The organism is Lacibacter sp. H375 (assembly GCF_037892425.1).
In the GTDB taxonomy this organism is placed as follows: domain Bacteria; phylum Bacteroidota; class Bacteroidia; order Chitinophagales; family Chitinophagaceae; genus Lacibacter.
In genome coordinates this window covers 4276137-4296544 of record NZ_JBBKTT010000001.1, presented here as the reverse complement: position 1 = coordinate 4296544, position 20408 = coordinate 4276137, and the positions used below count along the sequence as shown (strand labels likewise).

The 20408-nt window shown below is 40.6% G+C and carries 21 protein-coding genes, 1 tRNA gene and 1 other RNA gene; 13 read left to right on the top strand and 10 right to left on the bottom strand.

Features of this window, described 5'->3' with window-relative positions; all coding sequences use genetic code 11:
- The first annotated feature begins 45 nt into the window (after window positions 1-45).
- The 3 genes from WG954_RS18395 to WG954_RS18385 all read left to right on the top strand — a co-directional run bounded on the left by WG954_RS18395 (window position 46) and on the right by WG954_RS18385 (window position 3199).
- Complete coding sequence (locus WG954_RS18395; protein ID WP_340438298.1) at window positions 46-1293, top strand: ABC transporter permease; 1248 nt, start codon at window positions 46-48, stop codon at window positions 1291-1293.
- An 83-nt stretch (window positions 1294-1376) separates the two neighbouring features.
- Complete coding sequence (tsaD, locus tag WG954_RS18390; RefSeq protein WP_340438296.1) at window positions 1377-2417, top strand: tRNA (adenosine(37)-N6)-threonylcarbamoyltransferase complex transferase subunit TsaD; 1041 nt, start codon at window positions 1377-1379, stop codon at window positions 2415-2417.
- A 59-nt stretch (window positions 2418-2476) separates the two neighbouring features.
- A complete protein-coding gene (locus WG954_RS18385) occupies window positions 2477-3199 on the top strand; it encodes a tRNA1(Val) (adenine(37)-N6)-methyltransferase (protein ID WP_340438295.1) in 723 nt (240 codons plus the stop codon).
- Between the two features lie 71 nt (window positions 3200-3270).
- Here WG954_RS18385 and WG954_RS18380 read toward each other — a convergent pair whose 3' ends face one another.
- Window positions 3271-4473 carry an NAD(P)-dependent oxidoreductase gene (locus WG954_RS18380; protein ID WP_340438294.1) on the bottom strand — a complete coding sequence of 401 codons (1203 nt, stop codon included), beginning with the start codon at window positions 4471-4473 and terminating at the stop codon, window positions 3271-3273.
- A gap of 172 nt (window positions 4474-4645) precedes the next feature.
- Between WG954_RS18380 and WG954_RS18375 the strand changes: the two genes are divergently transcribed.
- The 4 genes from WG954_RS18375 (at window position 4646) to WG954_RS18360 (ending at window position 6215) form a co-directional block, all read left to right on the top strand.
- Window positions 4646-4729 (top strand) — tRNA-Leu (locus WG954_RS18375).
- A 52-nt stretch (window positions 4730-4781) separates the two neighbouring features.
- A complete protein-coding gene (locus WG954_RS18370) occupies window positions 4782-5051 on the top strand; it encodes a GIY-YIG nuclease family protein (protein ID WP_340438293.1) in 270 nt (89 codons plus the stop codon).
- Between the two features lie 360 nt (window positions 5052-5411).
- A complete protein-coding gene (locus WG954_RS18365) occupies window positions 5412-5705 on the top strand; it encodes a hypothetical protein (protein ID WP_340438292.1) in 294 nt (97 codons plus the stop codon).
- Window positions 5706-5708: 3 nt separating this feature from the next.
- Window positions 5709-6215 carry an SRPBCC family protein gene (locus tag WG954_RS18360; RefSeq protein WP_340438290.1) on the top strand — a complete coding sequence of 169 codons (507 nt, stop codon included), beginning with the start codon at window positions 5709-5711 and terminating at the stop codon, window positions 6213-6215.
- A gap of 55 nt (window positions 6216-6270) precedes the next feature.
- On the opposite strand, the gene WG954_RS18355 is transcribed toward WG954_RS18360, so the two are convergent.
- The 6 genes from WG954_RS18355 to WG954_RS18330 are packed head-to-tail and all read right to left on the bottom strand — an operon-like array spanning window position 6271 to window position 11722.
- Window positions 6271-6987, bottom strand: coding sequence for an SDR family oxidoreductase (locus WG954_RS18355; RefSeq protein WP_340438288.1), 717 nt, complete (start codon window positions 6985-6987; stop codon window positions 6271-6273).
- Between the two features lie 50 nt (window positions 6988-7037).
- Entirely contained in the window at window positions 7038-8132 is a 1095-nt protein-coding gene (locus tag WG954_RS18350) for an FAD-binding domain-containing protein (protein ID WP_340438287.1), read from the bottom strand.
- A 7-nt stretch (window positions 8133-8139) separates the two neighbouring features.
- Window positions 8140-8523: a DoxX family protein gene (locus WG954_RS18345; protein WP_340438286.1), complete on the bottom strand. Its 384-nt coding sequence runs from the start codon at window positions 8521-8523 to the stop codon at window positions 8140-8142.
- Window positions 8520-9968 (bottom strand): SDR family oxidoreductase, encoded by a 1449-nt coding sequence (locus tag WG954_RS18340; RefSeq protein WP_340438285.1) that lies wholly within the window; start codon window positions 9966-9968, stop codon window positions 8520-8522. The genes WG954_RS18345 and WG954_RS18340 overlap by 4 nt, the downstream gene beginning before the upstream one ends.
- 3 nt (window positions 9969-9971) lie before the next feature.
- A complete protein-coding gene (locus WG954_RS18335) occupies window positions 9972-10244 on the bottom strand; it encodes a TIGR03643 family protein (RefSeq protein WP_340438284.1) in 273 nt (90 codons plus the stop codon).
- On the bottom strand, window positions 10241-11722 hold the full coding sequence (locus WG954_RS18330) for a cryptochrome/photolyase family protein (protein WP_340438283.1): 1482 nt from the start codon (window positions 11720-11722) through the stop codon (window positions 10241-10243). The genes WG954_RS18335 and WG954_RS18330 overlap by 4 nt, the downstream gene beginning before the upstream one ends.
- A gap of 51 nt (window positions 11723-11773) precedes the next feature.
- On the opposite strand from WG954_RS18330, the gene WG954_RS18325 reads away from it, so the two are divergent.
- The 3 genes from WG954_RS18325 to WG954_RS18315 all read left to right on the top strand — a co-directional run bounded on the left by WG954_RS18325 (window position 11774) and on the right by WG954_RS18315 (window position 13568).
- Window positions 11774-12403 (top strand): flavin reductase family protein, encoded by a 630-nt coding sequence (locus WG954_RS18325; protein ID WP_340438282.1) that lies wholly within the window; start codon window positions 11774-11776, stop codon window positions 12401-12403.
- A gap of 22 nt (window positions 12404-12425) precedes the next feature.
- The gene (locus WG954_RS18320) at window positions 12426-13118 is read left to right on the top strand and encodes an SIR2 family NAD-dependent protein deacylase (protein ID WP_340438280.1); all 693 of its coding nucleotides are present in this window, start codon (window positions 12426-12428) and stop codon (window positions 13116-13118) included.
- 177 nt (window positions 13119-13295) lie between these two features.
- Window positions 13296-13568 (top strand): hypothetical protein, encoded by a 273-nt coding sequence (locus tag WG954_RS18315; protein WP_340438278.1) that lies wholly within the window; start codon window positions 13296-13298, stop codon window positions 13566-13568.
- A gap of 72 nt (window positions 13569-13640) precedes the next feature.
- On the opposite strand, the gene fsa is transcribed toward WG954_RS18315, so the two are convergent.
- From fsa to WG954_RS18300, 3 genes are all read right to left on the bottom strand, one after another.
- Window positions 13641-14294: a fructose-6-phosphate aldolase gene (gene fsa / locus WG954_RS18310; protein WP_324232171.1), complete on the bottom strand. Its 654-nt coding sequence runs from the start codon at window positions 14292-14294 to the stop codon at window positions 13641-13643.
- A 73-nt stretch (window positions 14295-14367) separates the two neighbouring features.
- Window positions 14368-14467: signal recognition particle sRNA small type (gene ffs, locus WG954_RS18305), an RNA gene on the bottom strand.
- Window positions 14468-14590: 123 nt separating this feature from the next.
- A complete protein-coding gene (locus tag WG954_RS18300; RefSeq protein ID WP_340438277.1) occupies window positions 14591-15895 on the bottom strand; it encodes a type IX secretion system plug protein in 1305 nt (434 codons plus the stop codon).
- A 179-nt stretch (window positions 15896-16074) separates the two neighbouring features.
- On the opposite strand from WG954_RS18300, the gene WG954_RS18295 reads away from it, so the two are divergent.
- From WG954_RS18295 to WG954_RS18285, 3 genes are all read left to right on the top strand, one after another.
- Window positions 16075-17307 carry an ABC transporter permease gene (locus tag WG954_RS18295; RefSeq protein WP_340438276.1) on the top strand — a complete coding sequence of 411 codons (1233 nt, stop codon included), beginning with the start codon at window positions 16075-16077 and terminating at the stop codon, window positions 17305-17307.
- A gap of 115 nt (window positions 17308-17422) precedes the next feature.
- Window positions 17423-17821, top strand: a complete 399-nt coding sequence (locus tag WG954_RS18290) for a hypothetical protein (protein WP_340438274.1) — start codon at window positions 17423-17425, stop codon at window positions 17819-17821.
- Between the two features lie 272 nt (window positions 17822-18093).
- Window positions 18094-20379 (top strand): cation:proton antiporter, encoded by a 2286-nt coding sequence (locus WG954_RS18285; RefSeq protein WP_340438272.1) that lies wholly within the window; start codon window positions 18094-18096, stop codon window positions 20377-20379.
- Window positions 20380-20408: the final 29 nt, after the last annotated feature.

Below are 20408 nucleotides of genomic sequence, written 5' to 3'. Positions count from 1 at the left end.
GTAACAATTTTCTTTGTGCATCGACAAATCAGTATAAATTTGGGTATGCGTAAAACCTTCGAAATTTTCTGGAACAGCCTCCTGTTTGCCACTCAGGAGTTACGGAAGAACAAACTGCGGACTTTTTTAAGCCTGTTGGGTATTACGTTTGGTATTTTTTGCATCATCAGTGTAATGGCAACGGTGGGCAGTCTTGAAAGCAGTATTAAAAGCGAATTCAAGTCGTTTGGTAATAACACCATTTATGTACAGAAATGGCCATGGGGCGGTGGTGGTGAATATCCCTGGTGGAAATATGTAAACCGGCCTAATGCAAAGTTCAAAGAAATGGCCCCTGTAAAACAGCGGATGTCCCTGGCGTCTAATGTGGCCTATACTTATTTTAACTCCTCTTCTATTGATTATAAAGATGTATCGCTCCCCACTGTGAGTTGGTACGGAGTAACCGATGAATTCAGCATCATACAACCGGTTGAAATAGGATGGGGACGTTATCTTTCTTCCAATGAATTTGAATACGGTACGGCAAGTGTGGTGATGGGATATAATGTTGCTGAAAAATTGTTTGATAAAGCAGAATATGCTTTGGGAAAGAATGTAGATATCAAAGGCAGGAAAGTAAATGTGGTGGGTATTTTAAAAAAGCAAGGTCAAAACCTCTTGGGCGGTTGGGATTTTGATAACGTGATCATAATTCCTTACCGCTTTGCAAGCCAGATTGGTAATGAAAGCCGCAGCGATGGTTTTATGATTGTGAAAGGAAGAGAAAATGTGCCGACTGAAGATATGAAGAATGAATTGCGTGGTGTAATGCGCAGCGTACGGAAACTCAATCCCAAACAGGAAGATAATTTTGCGTTGAATGATGTGAGCAGCGGTGCTACCCAAATCACTTCTATATTTAACGGGATGACAATTGGCGGTATTGCGATTACGATCCTTTCGTTTATTGTCGGAATTTTTGGTGTAGCCAATATCATGTTCGTAACTGTTCGTGAACGTACCAGCATTATTGGTTTGAAGAAAGCTATTGGCGCCAAACGCAGAACTATTCTTGCAGAGTTCCTGATGGAGAGTGCGTTCCTTTGTGTGCTGGGCGGTATCATTGGGTTAGCGCTGGTATTCGGATTGACATTTCTTCTTTCAGCTGTATTTAAATTCAAAGTATTTATCTCTATTGGTTTATTTCTGGGTGCTGTCGCAGTTTGTATTCTTACAGGGATACTGGCAGGGATTATTCCTGCATTTATTGCTGCAAAAATGGATCCTGTAGTAGCGATACGTAGTAAATAAAAAATGAATAATGAGAAATGACAAAGGGCAGTTGCTGTACTTTTGCATTTCTGATTTTTAATTCCTAATTCTTCATTCCTGTTTTGATCAATATTCTCGCTATCGAATCTTCCTGCGACGAAACATCGGCTTCTGTTTGCCGTGACGGGGTTATCCTTTCCAATATAATTGCTACGCAGGTTGTACATGAACAATATGGTGGAGTGGTGCCAGAGCTTGCTAGCCGGGCACATATGCAGAACATTGTACCCGTTGTTGATGAGGCGTTGAAGAAAGCAGGAATAGAGAAAACAGAACTGAATGCTGTTGCATTTACACAAGCACCGGGATTGATCGGTTCTTTATTAGTTGGCGCACAGTTTGCAAAATCGTTATCACTTGCATTGGATATTCCGTTGATTGCAGTGCATCATATGCAGGCGCATGTGTTGGCGAACTTAATTCCCAAAGAAAAACCTTCTTTTCCCTTTCTATGTTTAACAGTAAGTGGCGGGCATACTCAAATTGTGTTATGCGAAAGCGCTACGAAAATGAAAGTGCTTGGCGAAACAATTGATGATGCAGCGGGCGAAGCATTTGATAAAACAGCAAAGTTACTGGGACTTCCTTATCCGGGCGGCCCATTGATCGATAAATATGCACAGCTTGGTAATCCTGATCGGTTTAAATTTCCTGAACCGCAAATACCTGAACTCAACTTCAGTTTCAGTGGATTGAAAACTTCTATTCTCTATTTCCTTCGTAATGCAGGAGCAAGCCTTGTTTATAAAGAAGAGTTTTTGAAAAGCGAAGCCGAGCAAAAACAATTCATTGCTGATAACCTGAATGACATTTGTGCATCAGTTCAGCAACGCATTGTTTCGATCTTGCTCAACAAACTGAAGAAAGCATCCAAGCAAACAGGCATTACACAAATTTGTTTAGCTGGTGGCGTTAGTGCCAACAGTGGTCTACGAAAAGCATTTACAGAAATGGGCGAGAAGTATCATTGGAAAACGTTTATCCCTTCGATTGAATATTGCACTGATAATGCAGGTATGATTGCTATTACAGCTTATCATAAATTCCTGGCAAATGATTTTGCTTCACTAAGTGTGCAGCCGAGTGCAAGAGCGGAGTGGTAGTTTGTAAGTGTTTAGCAGGTAGTCTTAACTCATCGTTCATTACTCATCACTCTTTCTTCATGCCTAATAATTATTTTCAATTCAAACAATTTATTGTTCAGCAGGAAAAGGCTGCGTTGAAAGTAAGTACTGATAGTTGTTTGTTTGGAGCGTGGGTAGCAAGCAAAGTTGAAAGTGAAAAGTTGAAAGTGAAAAGTGCGTTAGACATTGGTGCAGGAACAGGATTACTGATGTTGATGATTGTACAAAAGTCTGATGTATTGATCGATGGAATTGAAATTGATGAACCATCGTACGATCAGGCGAAAGAAAATATTGAAGTTTCACCCTGGAAAGAACGATTGCAGTTGTTTCATGCAGATGTAAAACAATTCAGTTTTACGAAGAAGTATGATCTTATTATTTCCAATCCGCCTTTTTATGAAGGCGATTTAAAATCAGGTGCTGCAAATCGTAACGTCGCCATGCACGATGAGGGATTGAAACTGGATGAATTAGTGCAAGTAGTTGATTTGAATTTAGCCGACGATGGAAGCTTCGCAGTTTTACTTCCTTATGGACGTTCAGAAAGAATGATAGATTTAGCGAAAGCAACCAATCTTCATCTTCAAACTCATGTGAAGGTAAAGCAATCTGTAAAGCACGGTTATTTTCGTTCGATGTTATGGTTCAGCAGAACGAAAACAGAACCGACTGTCGAAGAACTTGCGATCAAAGATGAAAACAATCAATATACAAATGGATTTGTAAACTTGTTGAAAGATTACTATTTGTATTTATAAATTCGTTTAACCGCCGTCAGGGTTTGCAACTGTTGACGTGGTAGCGTATTTCGTACATCTTACATCGTACATTATTTCACACCCGCATATTCTTTCAGGTAATCATACTCATCTGTTAATACACCTGCTTTCAACATCGTTGCACGATTTAATATTGTAGAGCCGCCTTTTACCAGATCTTCCAATACATACTTAATGAGTTGTTCGCCAAAATAACGGGAAGCATCTCTTGGTAATTCATTGGGCAAATTGCCAACAGCCATCACATCAACAGAAGTGGGTAAGTATGGTGCTGTTTTCTGCAGCGTAATTTTATCAACTCCGTAAACAGGATCAGCAATCGTTGAATCTCCGATATTGATGGGAATAGAACCACCAGTGTCATTAGTTATATCAGCAATGGTCTGAATCTTGAACGACGCATTACGAAACTCATCCAGTGAAAACAAAGAAGGAATACTTTTATCCCAATAAACACCGTTCAACAGTATATCTGTTTGCTTAACAAAAGGAGAAAAGCTGCATTTATATTCTTCGGGATGTTCGTGAAAGTTATCACGGTTGTAAGTGCCATCATCTTTTCGTTCGTACAGATCACGACCCTTCAAATGTACATACACCGGGTATTCATATTGGCGATGTAAATAATCGAACGGTTCCACTTCATTTACACCCAACAGGTTCATAATTTCCAGTAAGCCATGTGCCACTCGACCGCTGCCGGTTATAGCAATTTTTATCTTCGGAAGCTTCAATCCAAAATAAGTATGAATGAGTTGACGGTAATCTCGCACATCACCTACACGACCCAACTTAAAGGCTCCTGTACGTTTGCCAAAAGCCATCATGCCATTGTGAGCTCCCACTATACCTGCAAAAAAACCAAAGCCGATGATGCGTTGTCCGTCATCATGCGTTAAACATTCGTAATCGATGAGAGTGATTTTTTTTTCAACCATGGCACGCATCAGTTTTTGGTTATGTAACTGTGCTTTTTTGGTATGAGAAAAGAAGAGATAGGTTTTGTTGGGAATCAGTTCTTCCACGGGCACTTCCTTAATACCGAATAATACATCACAATGGGTCATGTCTTCGGTTATTTCAACACCGGCTGAGCGGTATTCTTTGTCGGTAAAACAGCGTTGGGGCGATGATTGCACCACGATCTTTACATCGCTTGTATTTTTATGAACCCACTTGCATTGGGCAGGGGTGAGAGCCACACGGTTATCGGCTGGTGTTTTTCCTTCTCTGATAAGTCCTATCGTAAGCATTTCAATCGTTTAAGGGCTTGCAATATAAGATTTAAGAAAAAGTAGTACGCATAAAAAATTTCATACGAAAGCAAAGATTCTGTAATATTGCAGCCCCGAAGGAAAGCCTTTTGCCGCCACGGCAAAAATGCTTGAGCCGGACGGGTGAGTTCTTAAAAAATAGTTATTACATGCCCATGTGGCGGAATTGGTAGACGCAGCAGACTCAAAATCTGCCATTCGCAAGGATGTGAAGGTTCGATTCCTTTCGTGGGCACAATTTTTTTTACCCGCTCTTCGTTTGAAGGCGGGTTTTTTATTTTTACAACATGATTGTTGTATACGTAATAGAAAGTTTAACTGATAATACATGGTATACCGGCATGGCAAAAGATGTTGAACATAGATTAGTTGAGCACAATGCCGGGAAAAACAGATTTACAAAAGGACATCGCCCCTGGAAAATTATTTACATCGAAACACATCCTGATTGGGCTTCTGCGAGATTAAGGGAAAAGTACTTGAAATCAGCAGCAGGTAAACGTTGGTTGACGAATTATTTCCATTCGCAAGGATGTAAAGGTTCCCTGCCCGAATGACTCGGTCAGGCGGGGATTCCTTTCGTGCGCACAATTTTTTTTACCCGCACTTCAACTGAAGGCGGGTTTTTTATTGCCCGTCAAACGCCCTCGTAGGACGGGCTTACTTTTACACACCTGTTTTCACTTTTCTACGCTTGTTCATTTGGTTTAGCGAATACAAACTCAAAAGTAGATTTCATCTAATATCTTTTTGCCGGTTACGCAATCGTTCCCGTCATTCGTTCAACTTTATGAAAGTTATAGTTTGTTGAATTCGTAACTTTGAAAGCCGATCGTTCGATCAACATTCGTTAAATCTCCCATGCTGAGCGAACAATTTCGCCTCCCGTTTATTATTCATTATATAATTCAATCACCATGCGAAAAGGAATTGCAGAAGCCCGAAGTGCCACGATCGAATTCAACAAAAAAGCATTGGATCAGTTGCAAAGCAAAGGGTACAAGTTTGTTCAGGTAAAAGGGTTAACGGTAGATAAACATTACGATTATGTGGAACCACATTTTCTCGTACTCGTACCAATGAAAGAACTACCTACTGATCCGTTAAAGAGAGATATTTATGAACCTATCGGCAGCGAATTGCTGTATCAATGGGCAAGTGAAACGAATGAATATCCCGAAATCGTTATCGCAAATAATCTTTACAACTAATCAATGGCAACGTTCTCGTTAAAAACTGTACAACAGATTCCTGTTGATATAGAAACGGCCTGGGAATTCTTTTCCAATCCGGCAAATCTGCAAAAGATCACACCAAATGATCTTGGTTTCAAAATTCTTTCGAAACATCACGGTGCAAAAATGTATCCGGGACAGATCATCGAATACAAAGTGAAGCCTGTACTTGGAATTCCTGTTTACTGGATGACAGAGATCACTCATGTAAAGGACATGGAGTTTTTTGTAGATGAACAACGTTTTGGTCCCTACCAGCTGTGGCATCATCAACATCATTTTAAAATCATTGATGGTGGTGTGGAGATGACGGATATTGTACATTACCGCAACCCACTTGGCTTTTTAGGCAACATCGCTAATACATTATTTGTGAAAGCACAGCTGAAGAAAATTTTTCAATACAGGATCAAAGTTGTAGAAGAAATGTTTGGTAAATGGCCAACAGCACAAACGAACAGTGTGGAATTTCATAAAGCAGCATAAACGAAAAACCGTTTCTATAAAACAAGAACGGCTGCCAATTGGCAGCCGTTCTTGTTTATATTGCCTGATGATTGAATGGTTGCACCACCATTTCACTTACCACTGCACTGGTTGGTTGCTGGCATAAAAACCAAATGGCTTTTGCTGCTTCTTCGGCCATCACCATTTTATCACGTTGTACACGCAGATCAATAGTATCCCAGAATGGCGTATCAACGCCACCAAGAAATAAATTGGTAATACGTATTTCAGTACGCTTCACTTCTTCACGAATGCTTTGCATCATGCCGTTCAGTCCATACTTCGATGCACTGTAAGCAGCTGCACCCAACATGGGTACTTTACCAAGAATACCGGGGATATTAATGATCAATCCTTTCTTTGTTTCTTTCATGTGAGGTAGAAATGCTTTCACCAATAGGAAAGGTGCATACAAGTTTGTATGAATCGTCTGCATGAACTCTTCTTCGGTTAATGTATCAGATGATTTGATAATACCCAGCCCTGCTGCATTTACCAATACATCAATGGTCGGGTAGTTTGCAAAGAACTGTTCTTTCAACACTGCAACTTCAGATGGTTTACTGATGTCGAGCGCCAATGTTTTGGATGAAGGAGGATTTAACTCCTGTGCCAACGCTGCCAGTTTTTCGATGTTACGACCTGCCAGAAATAAATTGGCTCCGCTGCCTGCCAATAATTTTGCCACTCTGCTGCCAATACCGCCTGTTGCACCAACGATCAATACGTTTTTATTTTTTACCGATTCCATGAAATGAGTTTATGCTTCAACAAAAAAGAAATGCTTTGGTTGAGCGATGTTTATAAATAACGTTCACATTTTTTCCAATAGCTGAAAAATGAATTGAAGAAACCTGTTACCTGCGGAAACATCCAGTCACGCCTGTCTTTAGTTCCCGTATAATGTTCAAAGGCCGGATGTTCTTTGGAGATGATGACCGCATCGCCAGTTAACTGCATCAGTTCATCAAACTCGCCCACGAAAAGCTGGATGTGCTCAATATTTTTCGACAGATCAAGGATGAACTGCAGCACCTTTTCACTCACCGGGTAGTTAACAAAATGCGATGGCTCTAACAATAGTATTCTGTTGACATCTTCTTCTTTTCGCCAATTGGGATCGAGGTTATAGGAGTTGTAGACCAATACAGGTTTTGATGGATCGATGTTGATCGCAGTTGCGTTTGGTAACTCAGTGTTTAATGATAAATCAACTGTTTGCTGCAACGCATCCGGGATATCCATCTCCGGTAATGCATCATAACTCTTATCCAAAAATGTTTTTCGTTGATTACTGTTGCAATACTTGTTGATGTTTTCCTGGTTGCAATAATATTTTTTGGAAGAGAAGGCTGCTGCAACCCACTGCCAGCTGCAGTTATTACTTGCCAGATCGCCATCTAGTAAATGATAATACATCCATTTACTGGGTTGATGCCAATGTGCTTTGCCAACATTACATACAACGGATGCTGTGTACATACGTGCATGATTGTGCATGTAACCTGTTTCATACAGTTTACTGATCGGTTGATCAATCGCTTCAATACCTGTTGATGCGTTTGCAACAGCACCGATCATTTGTGTATGCTTTACATCAAGCTGTTCTTGTTTCAATGCGGTGTTAATTGCAGCTGTTCCTTTTGCCTGCCATACCCGTTGAAAATATTCACGCCAGGCAAGTTCCTGCAGAAATTTTTCTACCTGGTAATGCTTGTAACCTTTCTGCAGTACTATCTCTTTCACCTGCTTTACACTGATCACACCACGTGAAATGTAGGGCGACAGATACGTAACATCACCATCAATAAAATTTCTCGTTTTTCCGTAACGGATGGGGTCAACGATTTCAATACGTTCGAGAATAGAGGAGTAGTCTGTAGCAAACGAAATCATCTTCAACTTATTTAATTGTACGGCATTTGTACGCCCAATAGATTAAAACAGGATGTATAACAAGCAAACGAACCCATGCTACCCATGCAGGTACGCACAAGGAATCGCTCAAGCATCCGCCTTTCTGAATAAAGTAAATATGTGACGGTAAAAAGGCGATCAGTAAAAACAGGATGGCATTGCAGCCAAGTTTTCTTGTTGATGGAATCAATACAGCAATGCCTGCTAAAACTTCACCAGCGCCACTTGCATAGTTGAGCAGTGCATGATAAGGAATGTAATCGGGTATCAACGGCAAATAAAAATCAGGATTGATGAAATGATTGATGCCGCCGAGAACAAAGAAAATGCCTAATAGATTAACAGCGATTTTAGGTAAATATGTTCTCATACTTTTTGACGCTCTTCCTTTACAATTTGATTGATCATTCCATTGAAAATAAAATAATGAAACGGTACTACGCTGTACCAATATAATCGACCCCAGATCCCTTTTGGACGAAAGGTTGCAACCTGCCTTAACTGTAGTTTATTTTTCAACTTCATAATGCGGAACTCCAGCCACGCTTCACCGGGCAATTTCATTTCAGCATACAACAGCAAACGTTTTTGTGTTTTATCCGCAACAAGTACCCGCCAGAAATCCAATGCATCACCGGCTTCAATTTTGTTTGTATTGGTACGACCACGACGAAGACCAACACCTCCAAATAACTTATCAAGAAAACCACGTAGCAGCCAGAGATGATTACCGTAATACCAACCGGTTTGTCCACCAATGCTCCAGATCTTATTCAGTACCGCATCAACCTGCTCTGGTTTGATCTCCCGTTGTTTTACATCTCTGTAACAACCAAACTCAGGCACCCGCATGTATTGCATTAACTGCAAGGATGTTTTGCTGCTGCTGAATGCATCCTTCCAGCTGCTCACCACCATGTTCTGTTCAATTTTTTCAAACGCAAGTGAAACCGCTTCTTTATACGTAAATGGTTTTATGTTGAGTTCTTTTTCCAGATCATTCGGTCTGCAAATCACATCTACTTTCATGCTGTTTACCAGGTTCACGGCAAGCGGATAAGAAGTGGACGTAAGAAAGTACAACCAATAAGACGAAATGCGTGGCGTCATGACGGGTAAGGTATAGATGTATCGCTTCAATCCACGAACTTCAGCAAACTGCAGGATCATTTGTTTATAGGAAAGCACTTCACGTCCTCCAATATCGAAATCATGATTATAAGTAGATTCTTTCAACATCACACCCATTAAGTACTGCAATACATTCCGCACTGCAATGGGCTGGCATTTTGTATTGAGCCATTGTGGGGTGATCATGACCGGTAGTTTCTCTGTAAGATCACGGATGATTTCAAACGATGCACTGCCCGAACCCACAATGATACCTGCACGTAAAATAGTTAACGGTATATTGGTTGCTTTTAAAATACTCTCTACATGCAAACGAGAGGAGAGATGTTGGGACAGATGTTTGGCATTAACAATACCGCCGAGATAAATAATCTGTTGCGTATTGGTTTGCTTGATAAGTCGATTAAAGTTTTCTGCACAGGTTTGTTCTTCAGCTTCAAATGTTCCGGCTGCTGATGTTAAAGAATGAATGAGATAAAATGCTACATCCAGTTCGACCGGTAGTTGTACTGCTCCCGGATTGAGAAAATCAATTTCGATAATGCGGATTTTCGGGTGACGATACTCTGCATCAAACCGTTCTTTGTTACGTACACAGCAATAGATGATGTGATCCTCCTGCAACAGCAACTGGATGAGTCGCTGGCCGATGTAACCATTGGCACCTGTAAGGAGGATATTCATAGTTTACCTTTTACTGATTTTGTTCATGCTGATGCTGCGTTGACGGTTGCATTTAAAACGGTTCACATCATCGCTCCGTAAAGCTATGTGTTTTGTAGACCGACCTGCCATGCGTTTCCGCCACATACGAAAGCTCGATGGTTTGCTGTTGGCCCGCATAAAAGCAATGACATCTTTTTCCTTTAACCCAAACTGTAGTTCAATGGCTTCAAAAGGAGTGCGGTCTTCCCAGGCCATTTCAATAATGCGGTCTTTGTCTTCTATTGTAAAATTCATTGGTCGAGTTGTTGTAAAAACTTTTCGGCGTTTCTTAAATGTGTTTGCTGTTTTTCAACCGGCATCTTATCAAATGTTTTGATCAACATACCTAATCTTGGGTTCTGTAAAAAGAAATCCCGGTGTACATGCATAAACCGCCAGAACAAACCATCCCAAACCTCTTGCCAATCACCTTTTTCATAATCACTCATCTTCATTAAATAATTACTGCCGCTGATGTAAGGTTTTGTGGTCATCAATCCGCCATCTGCAAACTGCGTCATGCCATACACATTCGGCACCATCACCCAATCATAGGCATCAATAAACAGTTCCATGAACCAGCGATACACTTCATCGGGATCAAATTCGCAGAGCAACATAAAATTGCCCAACACCATCAAACGTTCAATGTGGTGACAGTAACCCGTCTTCAATACTTTCTTAATTGTTTCATCTATGGGTAATTTACCCGTAGTGCCGTTCCAGAAACTCTCGGGTATTTTTCGTTTGAACTGCCAGTAGTTGGTAGTGCGTTGTTTTGTTCCTTCACGTTCGTACACAATTCGTATGAACTCACGCCAGCCCATGATCTGTCGTACAAATCCTTCCAGTGAGTTGAGTGGGATATTATGCTTCGTTGCTTCGTTCAACACTTTATCCAATACCTGTTGTGGTGTTAGCAAGCCCACGTTAAGCATGGGCGTTAATACCGAGTGATGCAGGATATACTCTTTCGTTACAATCGCATCTTCATAAATGCCGAATTGCCTAAAACGTTGTTCAATAAAGTCATCGAGCCATTGCTCCGCTTCTTCAAAACTGCAAACAAAAAAATGTGGCCCATCAACAGAACCATAGTTATCAGTAAAATGCTTTTCTACATAGGCCGTTGCTTCGTTGATATACTTGTTTGGTTTTGGAAAATTGACAGCCGGTGGCGTTTGTTTCTTCGGATATTTTTCCCGGTTCTCTGCATCGTAGGTCCATTTGCCGCCGAGTGGTTTGCCATCTTTCTCTAATAATATCTTTCGCAGCTTGCGTTGATGCGTATAAAAATCGGTTTGGAAATAAGTTTTCTTTTTGCTGAAGTAATCAGCTACTTCATCCATTGTATTCAAAAAGCCCGGTGTTGCATGAATGATGAGTTTGATCTTGTACTGCAGACATGTTTCTTTGATGCGTTTCAACAACCAGTTGTCAGAGACATCAGCAATATGAATTTCAGTGATCTTTTGTTTGACCAATGAAGTGATCAGCTTACGAACATCATTTTCAGCCTGTGTTGTTTCAATATAATTCACCTCGTATCCATTATCCTTCAACCATTGTGCATAAAACTGCATCGATGCACGGTGCAGCACCAGCTTCTGCTTATGAAATTTGTATTGACGGAAAAACAACCATTCTTCTGCCAGATACACTGGACGGTTTTTCTCCAGCGCAGGATGCGCCTTGAACAATTGGTGAGGAAAAATCAACGAAACAGAACTCATAGAAAAACACAACAATTTTCAATGCAGAATGTTTAGCATTCAAAAAGAACAATGGCTTTTTACAGTCTTTCAACTATTCAGAGTTGGGAACGTTTTTACAGAGGTAATTTCATTAACAGTCTAAGCGGTTTTAAAAGTGCCAGTTTAATTGCCACAGTTAGTAAAGAGGGTAAAAGTAATCTCGCCATCTTCAGCAATGTTGTACATATCGGTGCCGATCCTGCATTAATTGGTTTTGTCAACCGGCCAAAAGAAGCTGCTCCGCACACACTCAGTAATATAGAAGCAACAGGACAGTATACCATCAATCTTATTCCTGCAAATCTGGTTGAGAAGGCTCATCAAACAAGTGCAAAGTATGCAGAGAGTGAATTTAACGCTGTTGGTTTAACAGAAGAATTAACGGAACACAGCAAAGCGCCATTTGTGTTTGAAAGTCCGGTGAAGTATGCCATGGAATTAAAAGAGATCATTCCCATCAAATTCAACAATACATTTTTTGTGATCGGTGCTGTTACAGGAGTGTTCATTGATGATCAGATTTTGGCATCCGATGGCTTTCTCGACTTAGAAAAAGCCAACATCATCACCTCACTCGGCATTGATGGTTATTATGCAACGGAGAAGCTGGCAAGGTACAGTTATGCAAAACCCGGCAAAGAACTCACCCGCATCGATTAAACTCTTTCTTTATTTTTGAAGTATGCAGAAAAAGAAATTGGTTGTACTCACTGGTGCAGGCATCAGTGCCGAAAGTGGTTTACGTACATTTCGTGACAGTGATGGTTTATGGAAAGGCTACAAGATAGAAGATGTAGCCACACCACGTGCATGGCGAAAGAATCCGCAACTGGTTCTTGATTTTTATAATTACAGAAGAAAGGATGTTTTGAATGCTCAACCGAATGCAGCACATATTGGTTTAGCTGAATTGGAAAATGATTTTGATGTAACCATCATCACCCAAAACATCGATGACCTGCACGAGCGTGGCGGCTCCACCAATATTCTTCACCTGCATGGACAGATATTAAAAATGCGTAGCGAACGTGATGAGCATTTGATCTATGATATTAAAGGTGATATAATGGTGGGCGATAAGGCGGAGGATGGCGCACAACTACGTCCGCATATTGTTTGGTTTGAAGAAGCAGTGCCGATGATTGAAGAAGCTATTCCTGTTGTTCAGCAAGCCGATTTTTTTGCAGTGGTTGGCACATCATTGGTTGTTTACCCGGCAGCTGGGTTAATTACGGTGGCAGCAGATGCAATTCCAAAATTCATTGTTGATAAAAAGATTCCTTACACATCGGCGGTGCAGAATATTACGGCAATCGAAAAACCGGCAACAGAAGGAGTGAGGGAATTACGGGAACGATTATTATCTTTCCTTTAAAATTAAACTATGATGGGTGGTCTTATTCAGTTGGCCTTTTTGCTGGCATTTCTTGTCCCGTACATTTTCTTTCTAGTGACTCTTTATCGAACTGCAGAACAAATCTCAATTGAAAACAGGCGGTTAGTACCGGCACAGGTTTGGTTATTACTTATTCCTCTTTTTAATTTGATTTGGATGTTTGTGGTCATTAATAAATTAGCCAATTCAATCAGGCAAGAGTGCGACAGGTTAAATATTTCATATAGTCAACAAACACCAACAAAAGATATCGGTAATATTTATGCGCTCTTAGCTATTGCAAGCCTGATGCCCGTGATTGGTTTCTTCTTCGGGTTGGGAGCGTTGATCTGTTGGATTATTTATTGGACACAGGTTGCCCGTTACAGAAAACAGTTTATTGAAAACAAGGATAACGAATTGCTGGATGTAGAAAAACTTTCAGCGTAGTATTCATTCGTTCATATAAATGCATAAAAAAAGCTCCCGGTAACAGGAGCTTTTTGTTTATAATGAGTTTACTTATTGAAACTTTTTTGCATCTTCTAAAAATTGCGCCAAGCCAATATCAGTTAACGGGTGTTTTAACAAACCCAGTATTGAACTTAACGGACAGGTACAAACATTTGCACCTAATTCAGCTGCCTGGATAATGTGCAACGGTGTGCGGATAGATGCAGCAAGAATTTCTGTTTCAAAACCTTGTAATGAATAAATGTTAGCGATCTGGCCAATCAATGCCATACCATCCCAACCGCCATCATCAATACGACCAATAAACGGAGATACATAAGTAGCTCCTGCTTTAGCAGCAAGAATTGCCTGGCCTGCGCTGAATACTAACGTACAGTTGGTTTTAATACCGTTATCGCTAAAATATTTCAGGGCTTTGATACCATCTTTGATCATTGGCACTTTCACCACAATGTTCGGGTGAATAGCAGCCAGTTTTTTCCCTTCTTCTACTATGCCTGCAAAATCGGTACTGATCACTTCTGCGCTGATATCACCATCAACCATTTCGCAAATGGTTTTGTAGTGTTGCGTAATTGCATCGGTTCCTTTAATGCCCACTTTAGCCATTAACGATGGGTTGGTAGTAACACCATCAAGAATACCTAATTCGTTCGCTTCCTTAATTTGTGAAAGGTCTGCTGTGTCAATGAAAAATTTCATGCGTAAAGTTTGGTTGTTTTGAAGATGAAAAAATATTCGTTTGTTAGGGGCATCTTCAAACAGGAAAAGAAAAAAATGGCAGGTTACTTACATCGCACCGCTACAACCGCTTACCCTTGCTGCGTTCCCACCCTGGGGGAGTTCAGCAGGAGCTGGTCGTGCAAGACCTGCCGGCGCAAAGATAAGGGAATGAAAGAAAAGTTGAAGGTTGAAAAGTTGAAAGTTTAAAGTTTGTTCAAAACTCCGTCAACAGTGTAAAACCTGACGGCGGTTGATAATGTAAAACGATTCAATTTTTACAATATCCGGTTATTATTGAAGTTTGGTCGGTTCGCTAAAGAGTTCACCTGGGTCATGCCAACCAATTCATCTGCACGACCGCCTAATGGTTTGTAATAAACAAGGATCGTGTAAGTATTTTCTGCTTCCCACCAGTTGCCTTCTGTAACTTCAGTGCTGATCTGTTTGGTGGTTTTATCTTTTGTTACGTAAATATAATCGTACAGGGCCTGCTTCAAAAACTGCTTGGTTTCATACATGCCTGTCTCCGCATTAAATTGTAAACGGTTGGCATTAGTCAATTCGTAATTGGTAAGCTCACCAAACAAGTATAGATCTTTGTTGGGTATTTCTTTACGATCAGGAGTTGAATAGCGGAAATACACCGTTGCATAATCGCCCTGCCAGTAAGGATTGTTCTGCTCAATATTCATCAATTGGTAAAACCCATTGAAATCACGGTAATACATGTAACGCAGATCTTTCCGTTCGCCTTCAGGTTTTATATAAAGTGTTTGACTGGTATTGGTATAATCACCTTTCTCTACACGATCGGTTTGCAAACGGAAACTTGTAAGATCAACCCAGCGCCATTCTTTCTGTGCTGGAAACAATGCCTGTGCTTCAGTGTTATATTCAAGAATATTCTGACGGATAAAAGTTGGCTGCAGATTGCTTATGCTGTTGTCCCAACGGTAGTTCTGCAATATCACCACTTTTATCTGTTGAAAAATATTTGTGGGTTTGATGTTTTGCACGTTTACACTGAATTGTGTTTTCTGATGTGTTTTAAACACGGTTGAATTAAATGGCTGCACCACGCTTGCACCTGCAGTAACTTTTGGATCGATCACCAGGAAACGTTTGGTGAAAGCCAGCTGCGATGTATCGCCATTGGTAAATACTTTCAACACATAATTGCCGCTACGTGTTGGAGTAGTATTGCGGTCGGGCAGGTTGGCAGTATAATGTGTGTAACGGGTAAGTACAAGCGAAGAGTTACGGTAAGTATTGATACGCACATTTGAAAAGCCTTTCATATAATCGAACTGGCTCAGCATGGCCTGTGTCCAATCGGCATTGCAAAGGGTGAAGGTGTAAGAATAGTATTTCACATCAGCATCCATATCATCAAAATGCAGTTCAAGCTGGTCGCCACTGTTAAGACGTATAATCGGGTAACTGAGCTGATCGCCTTTTACATGAAACTTTACCGAACGGATATTGCTCTTGTAAATTTTATCAGCTTCCTGTGCCATCACAGTATTGCTGAAAAACAAACCCAAAACAAGAAAAGCAAAAAGGCGTTTTATCTGTTGCATGATGCGTTAATTTAAAACCTGCTGTTACAGAGATTAAAAACAGGTGGAAATAGTTGCTTCGTTTGTTGCAAGGTTGCCAACCTTATTGTAAAATGCTGAAAAAATCTACACCCCCATACAAGGTTGGTAACCTTTATTAACAGAAACCATTAGTTTTACAACCTTTCAAAGATAAAGATTTGAACATTGCATCGTTTATAGCACGGCGGTTGGTTTTTCAACGAAACCAATCTTTTTCACGGTTCATCATCCGATTGTCGGCGGCTGCCACAGCCATCAGCGTTGCGGTGATGATTCTTGCATTTGCATTTGTTGAAGGCTTTCAATACACAGTCAGCAGTAAAGTGTTCAGCTTTTGGGGACACCTGCGGGTGCAGCAGCAGCAATCATCTGTTTCAGGTTTGGCAGAAGAACTTCCTGTCGAAAAAAATGATACGGTGTATAACACACTGAAAGCGCACCCCAATGTAAAACTGGTAGATGCATTCGCCACTAAATCCGCCATGCTTAAAACCAGTGAAACCATTGAAGGCGTTTTACTGAAAGGAGTGGACAAGCAATTCTCCAAAGAACGGTTGCAACCATTTATGCAGCAAGGCAAGTGGCTGGAGTTTGATGACAGTGTTCAGAATAACCAGATCGTTATTTCAACTTATACTGCTAAACAGATCAATGCAAAAGTGGGCGACCGTATTCTCATTTATTTTATTGACAACAACAGCACGGCTCCACGTGTGCGGCCTGTTACGGTGTGTGGTATTTATAAAACAGGGATTGAAGAATACGATAAAACATTTGCCATTATCGACATGAATCTTATCCGCCGGTTAAATGGATGGACCCATACACAGATCGGTGGCTATGAAGTAACCTTAAAAGATTATCGTACTGATTATAAAACCAATAACCAGTTGCTCGACCAGTTGCCTGTTGTTTGGTTCAGTACGCCGTTGCGTGAAATTTATCCCAACATCTTCGATTGGCTGGCATTGCAAAGCACCAACAAAACGGTGATCTTGATTATCATGTGCATTGTGGCAGTCATCAATTTAATTTCCTGTTTGATCATTCTAGTACTTGAACGCTCCCGTATGATCGGCTTACTCAAAGCTACCGGCGCCACTAACAACCAGGTGCAGGTGATCTTCTGGAACCAGGCTTTAATTATTGCAGTAGTTGGGCTCACACTGGGCACATTGCTTGGTCTTGGTATTTGCTGGCTGCAACAAACAACCGGTTTTATTAAATTGGATGAAAGCGCTTACTATGTTGCCACTGCGCCTATTCGTGTGTTGTGGTGGCAGGTGCTGTTGATCAATGTGGTAACCTTTGTGGTGAGCTTTTTAATTCTGTTTATTCCTTCGTTGCTGGTGAGAAAGATGAGCCCGGTGAAGGCGTTGAGGTTTGAGTGATGTGAAGTACGAAGTAAAGATGTACGATGTACCAAAGCCCGGCTTCGTATCCGAATATACAGTGTTATGTTATTACCACTTCAGAACCGTATTAAAAAAAATCACCTTGCTTGAGATGTTAAAAAATATACTGCTCATCCTCTTTTCTTCTTATTTTTCCTATGCATGCATTTCATATGATGTTGAGCAGATTGCTTGCTCTCATATTGATCGAATCGAAATTGTTAATCGATTAGGAGATCGCACAATTCCCCGTTCAATCATTTTAGTCGACAAAGAGTCTACGAATAAATTTTGTGCATTGATAAATGACAGAACATTTGCCGGAACCTTTGAACTAAAAATTAATAAAGGATTTTTTGATGTAACAGTTGTCATGGATAATGGAAAAGAATATAATTTTAATACTGTTGAAACCTTCGACCATGGAATTGTTATTAGATATAAAATGAGACATTACAAACAGCTGTATGTTCATGATTATATTTATGAGCAGTTTCGAAAACGAAAATGAGATGATGATAAATATTCCCATCAGTTTTCTCGTTCTTCGAAATGACAAGTGATTATGAACAGTTATGCAGATGCTCCGCCCTCTGTCATCCCGACGAAGGAGAGATCTGTCAGTCAAAACATTCCAGTCTTTCCTAACAATTTCTTCATCCTTCATTCCTGCAAAATCTCCTTCACACAGGGAAATTAATTGCAGGAAACCGTAAATTCGCTTTTCTCCATTAAGTAGTCCCGTTTTTGCATTGTAGCTAACATTTTAATTAAAACGGCATAATGAAAAAATTCAAGAACGGCTTTTTTTATATTATAACAATAGGAGCTTTTTCTGTTTTAATGTACTGGATCATTCTCATGGGCATTAAACTGGAGAAGGGCAGAGCAATCAAAGCAGCTGTTTCTGAAAAAACCAAGTGGGACGATTTTACAGATTCTCTTCTTCATAATCTGCAGCATCCATTGGCCATTCTGCTGGCACAAATTGTGACCATCATTTTTGCCGCACGTTTCTTTGGCTGGGTATTCAAAAAGATCGGACAACCAACTGTCATCGGAGAAATTATTGCCGGTATTGTTTTAGGGCCGTCATTGATTGGTACTGTGTTTCCCGAATTCTCCGCTACATTGTTTCCTCCTCAATCACTAGGCAATCTGCAATTCCTTAGCCAGATAGGTCTTATCCTTTTCATGTTTGTGATTGGGATGGAACTTGATCTTAAAGTGCTGCAAACAAAAGCAAAAGATGCAGTGGTCATCAGTCATGCAAGTATTGTTTTTCCATTTGCGTTGGGGCTTTGGTTAGCGTATTTTATTTACCAATCATTTGCGCCTGAGGGTATCCAATTCATTTCATTCGGATTGTTCATGGGCATTGCCATGAGCATTACAGCTTTTCCTGTACTTGCAAGAATTGTGCAGGAGCGTGGCATTCATAAAACCAGGCTCGGTACTATCGTGATCACCTGCGCTGCGGCTGATGATATAACAGCATGGTGCATCCTGGCTGCTGTAATTGCCATTGTAAAAGCAGGTTCTATTGTGAGCTCATTCTATACAATACTGCTTGCTGTTACTTATGTACTGCTGATGATAAAGGTGGTGCGACCGTTTTTAAAACGTGTAGGTGATCTCCATACATCAAAAGAAAGTTTAAGTAAATCAATTGTTGCTATCTTTTTTCTTACCCTTATTGTCTCATCGTATGCAACAGAGGTGATCGGCATACATGCATTGTTTGGTGCATTCATGGCAGGTGCTATTATGCCGGAGAATATCAAATTCAGAAATCTCTTTATCGAAAAGATTGAAGACATCGCTGTGGTGTTGTTGCTGCCGTTGTTTTTTGTATTCACAGGTTTGCGTACGCAGATAGGGTTGTTGAACGATCCTTATTTATGGAAAGTAACCGGGCTTATTATTCTTGTTGCGGTGGTAGGAAAATTTGCAGGCAGTGCATTGGCGGCAAAATACACAGGGCAAAGCTGGAAAGACAGTTTAACCATTGGTGCATTAATGAACACCAGGGGATTGATGGAGTTAGTTGTATTGAACATCGGTTATGATCTTGGTGTGCTTACACCTGAAATATTTGCCATGATGGTGATCATGGCATTGGTAACAACATTTATGACCGGGCCTGCACTGAATCTCATTAACTGGTTGTTTAAATCAAAACCGGAAGAGGAAGCGGTAACTGAAACAAAAGTGATGCGGCAATTCAAAATACTTTTTTCATTCGGTAAACCTGAATCGGGCAAAGCATTGTTGAAGCTGGCCAACAGCTTAACAAAAAGGGGAAAGCAAAACGCCGCACTAACGGCCATGCATATTTCGCCCACAAGCGAACTGCACCAGTTTGATATCGATGAATACGAGAAAGAGATATTTGAACCGGTTGTTGCAGAGTCGGTAAAGATCGATCAACCAATCAGCACTTTGTTTAAAGCATCGGCTGATGTTGACAGTGAAATAACCAGTCTGGCAAACAAAGGTGATTATGATCTGCTGTTGATTGAACTGGAAGAGTCCATCTATGAAGGAAGTTTTTTGGGTAAGCTCCTTGGCTTTACCACACGCATCATCAATCCTGAAAAATTATTGAATACAGTAACAGGTAAAGAAAATTTATTCGGCAATTCTACTTTCGACGAGGGCACAAAATTGATCTTATCGAAATCTACCATTCCTGTGGGTGTTTTTATTGATAAGAATTTTGAAAAGACAGATCACATCTGTATTCCGTTTTATGATGAGAAAGATGTTTTCCTCATCAGCTATGCACAGAAGTTTATTCAGAACAACGGTACACAGGTGGTTATTCTCGATACGGAAGGGCATATCAAAAACAATCCCCACATCCGGGAAAAAATAAGAGAAGCACAACAGGTGTCGCCGAATCATATCTTACTCATTACGCAAACAGGCGTTGAAAAAGAATTCCTGAAGCAGCAGGATCTCATACTCATCAGTTTTGAAAGCTGGAAGAAAATGGTGGAGAACAAAAGCCGTTGGCTGCAAAGCATTCCGTCAACACTTATTGTGTCAGCAAGGGCAGAAGAGTAGCGTTTGTTTTGGATAAGGAAAAAGGGCTG

Coding starts and splice junctions, on each gene's coding strand:
- WG954_RS18380 (WP_340438294.1), bottom strand. CDS start 4,473: ATGCTTACGATAGGACTTATCAGAGAAGGAAAAACACCAGCCGATAAC.
- WG954_RS18370 (WP_340438293.1), top strand. CDS start 4,782: ATGATTGTTGTATACGTAATAGAAAGTTTAACTGATAATACATGGTAT.
- WG954_RS18315 (WP_340438278.1), top strand. CDS start 13,296: ATGTTTGTGGTCATTAATAAATTAGCCAATTCAATCAGGCAAGAGTGC.
- WG954_RS18320 (WP_340438280.1), top strand. CDS start 12,426: ATGCAGAAAAAGAAATTGGTTGTACTCACTGGTGCAGGCATCAGTGCC.
- WG954_RS18300 (WP_340438277.1), bottom strand. CDS start 15,895: ATGCAACAGATAAAACGCCTTTTTGCTTTTCTTGTTTTGGGTTTGTTT.
- WG954_RS18395 (WP_340438298.1), top strand. CDS start 46: ATGCGTAAAACCTTCGAAATTTTCTGGAACAGCCTCCTGTTTGCCACT.
- WG954_RS18350 (WP_340438287.1), bottom strand. CDS start 8,132: ATGATTTCGTTTGCTACAGACTACTCCTCTATTCTCGAACGTATTGAA.
- WG954_RS18345 (WP_340438286.1), bottom strand. CDS start 8,523: ATGAGAACATATTTACCTAAAATCGCTGTTAATCTATTAGGCATTTTC.
- WG954_RS18355 (WP_340438288.1), bottom strand. CDS start 6,987: ATGGAATCGGTAAAAAATAAAAACGTATTGATCGTTGGTGCAACAGGC.
- WG954_RS18365 (WP_340438292.1), top strand. CDS start 5,412: ATGCGAAAAGGAATTGCAGAAGCCCGAAGTGCCACGATCGAATTCAAC.
- fsa (WP_324232171.1), bottom strand. CDS start 14,294: ATGAAATTTTTCATTGACACAGCAGACCTTTCACAAATTAAGGAAGCG.
- WG954_RS18285 (WP_340438272.1), top strand. CDS start 18,094: ATGAAAAAATTCAAGAACGGCTTTTTTTATATTATAACAATAGGAGCT.
- WG954_RS18340 (WP_340438285.1), bottom strand. CDS start 9,968: ATGAATATCCTCCTTACAGGTGCCAATGGTTACATCGGCCAGCGACTC.
- WG954_RS18360 (WP_340438290.1), top strand. CDS start 5,709: ATGGCAACGTTCTCGTTAAAAACTGTACAACAGATTCCTGTTGATATA.
- WG954_RS18330 (WP_340438283.1), bottom strand. CDS start 11,722: ATGAGTTCTGTTTCGTTGATTTTTCCTCACCAATTGTTCAAGGCGCAT.
- WG954_RS18290 (WP_340438274.1), top strand. CDS start 17,423: ATGTTAAAAAATATACTGCTCATCCTCTTTTCTTCTTATTTTTCCTAT.
- WG954_RS18385 (WP_340438295.1), top strand. CDS start 2,477: ATGCCTAATAATTATTTTCAATTCAAACAATTTATTGTTCAGCAGGAA.
- WG954_RS18335 (WP_340438284.1), bottom strand. CDS start 10,244: ATGAATTTTACAATAGAAGACAAAGACCGCATTATTGAAATGGCCTGG.
- WG954_RS18325 (WP_340438282.1), top strand. CDS start 11,774: ATGGCTTTTTACAGTCTTTCAACTATTCAGAGTTGGGAACGTTTTTAC.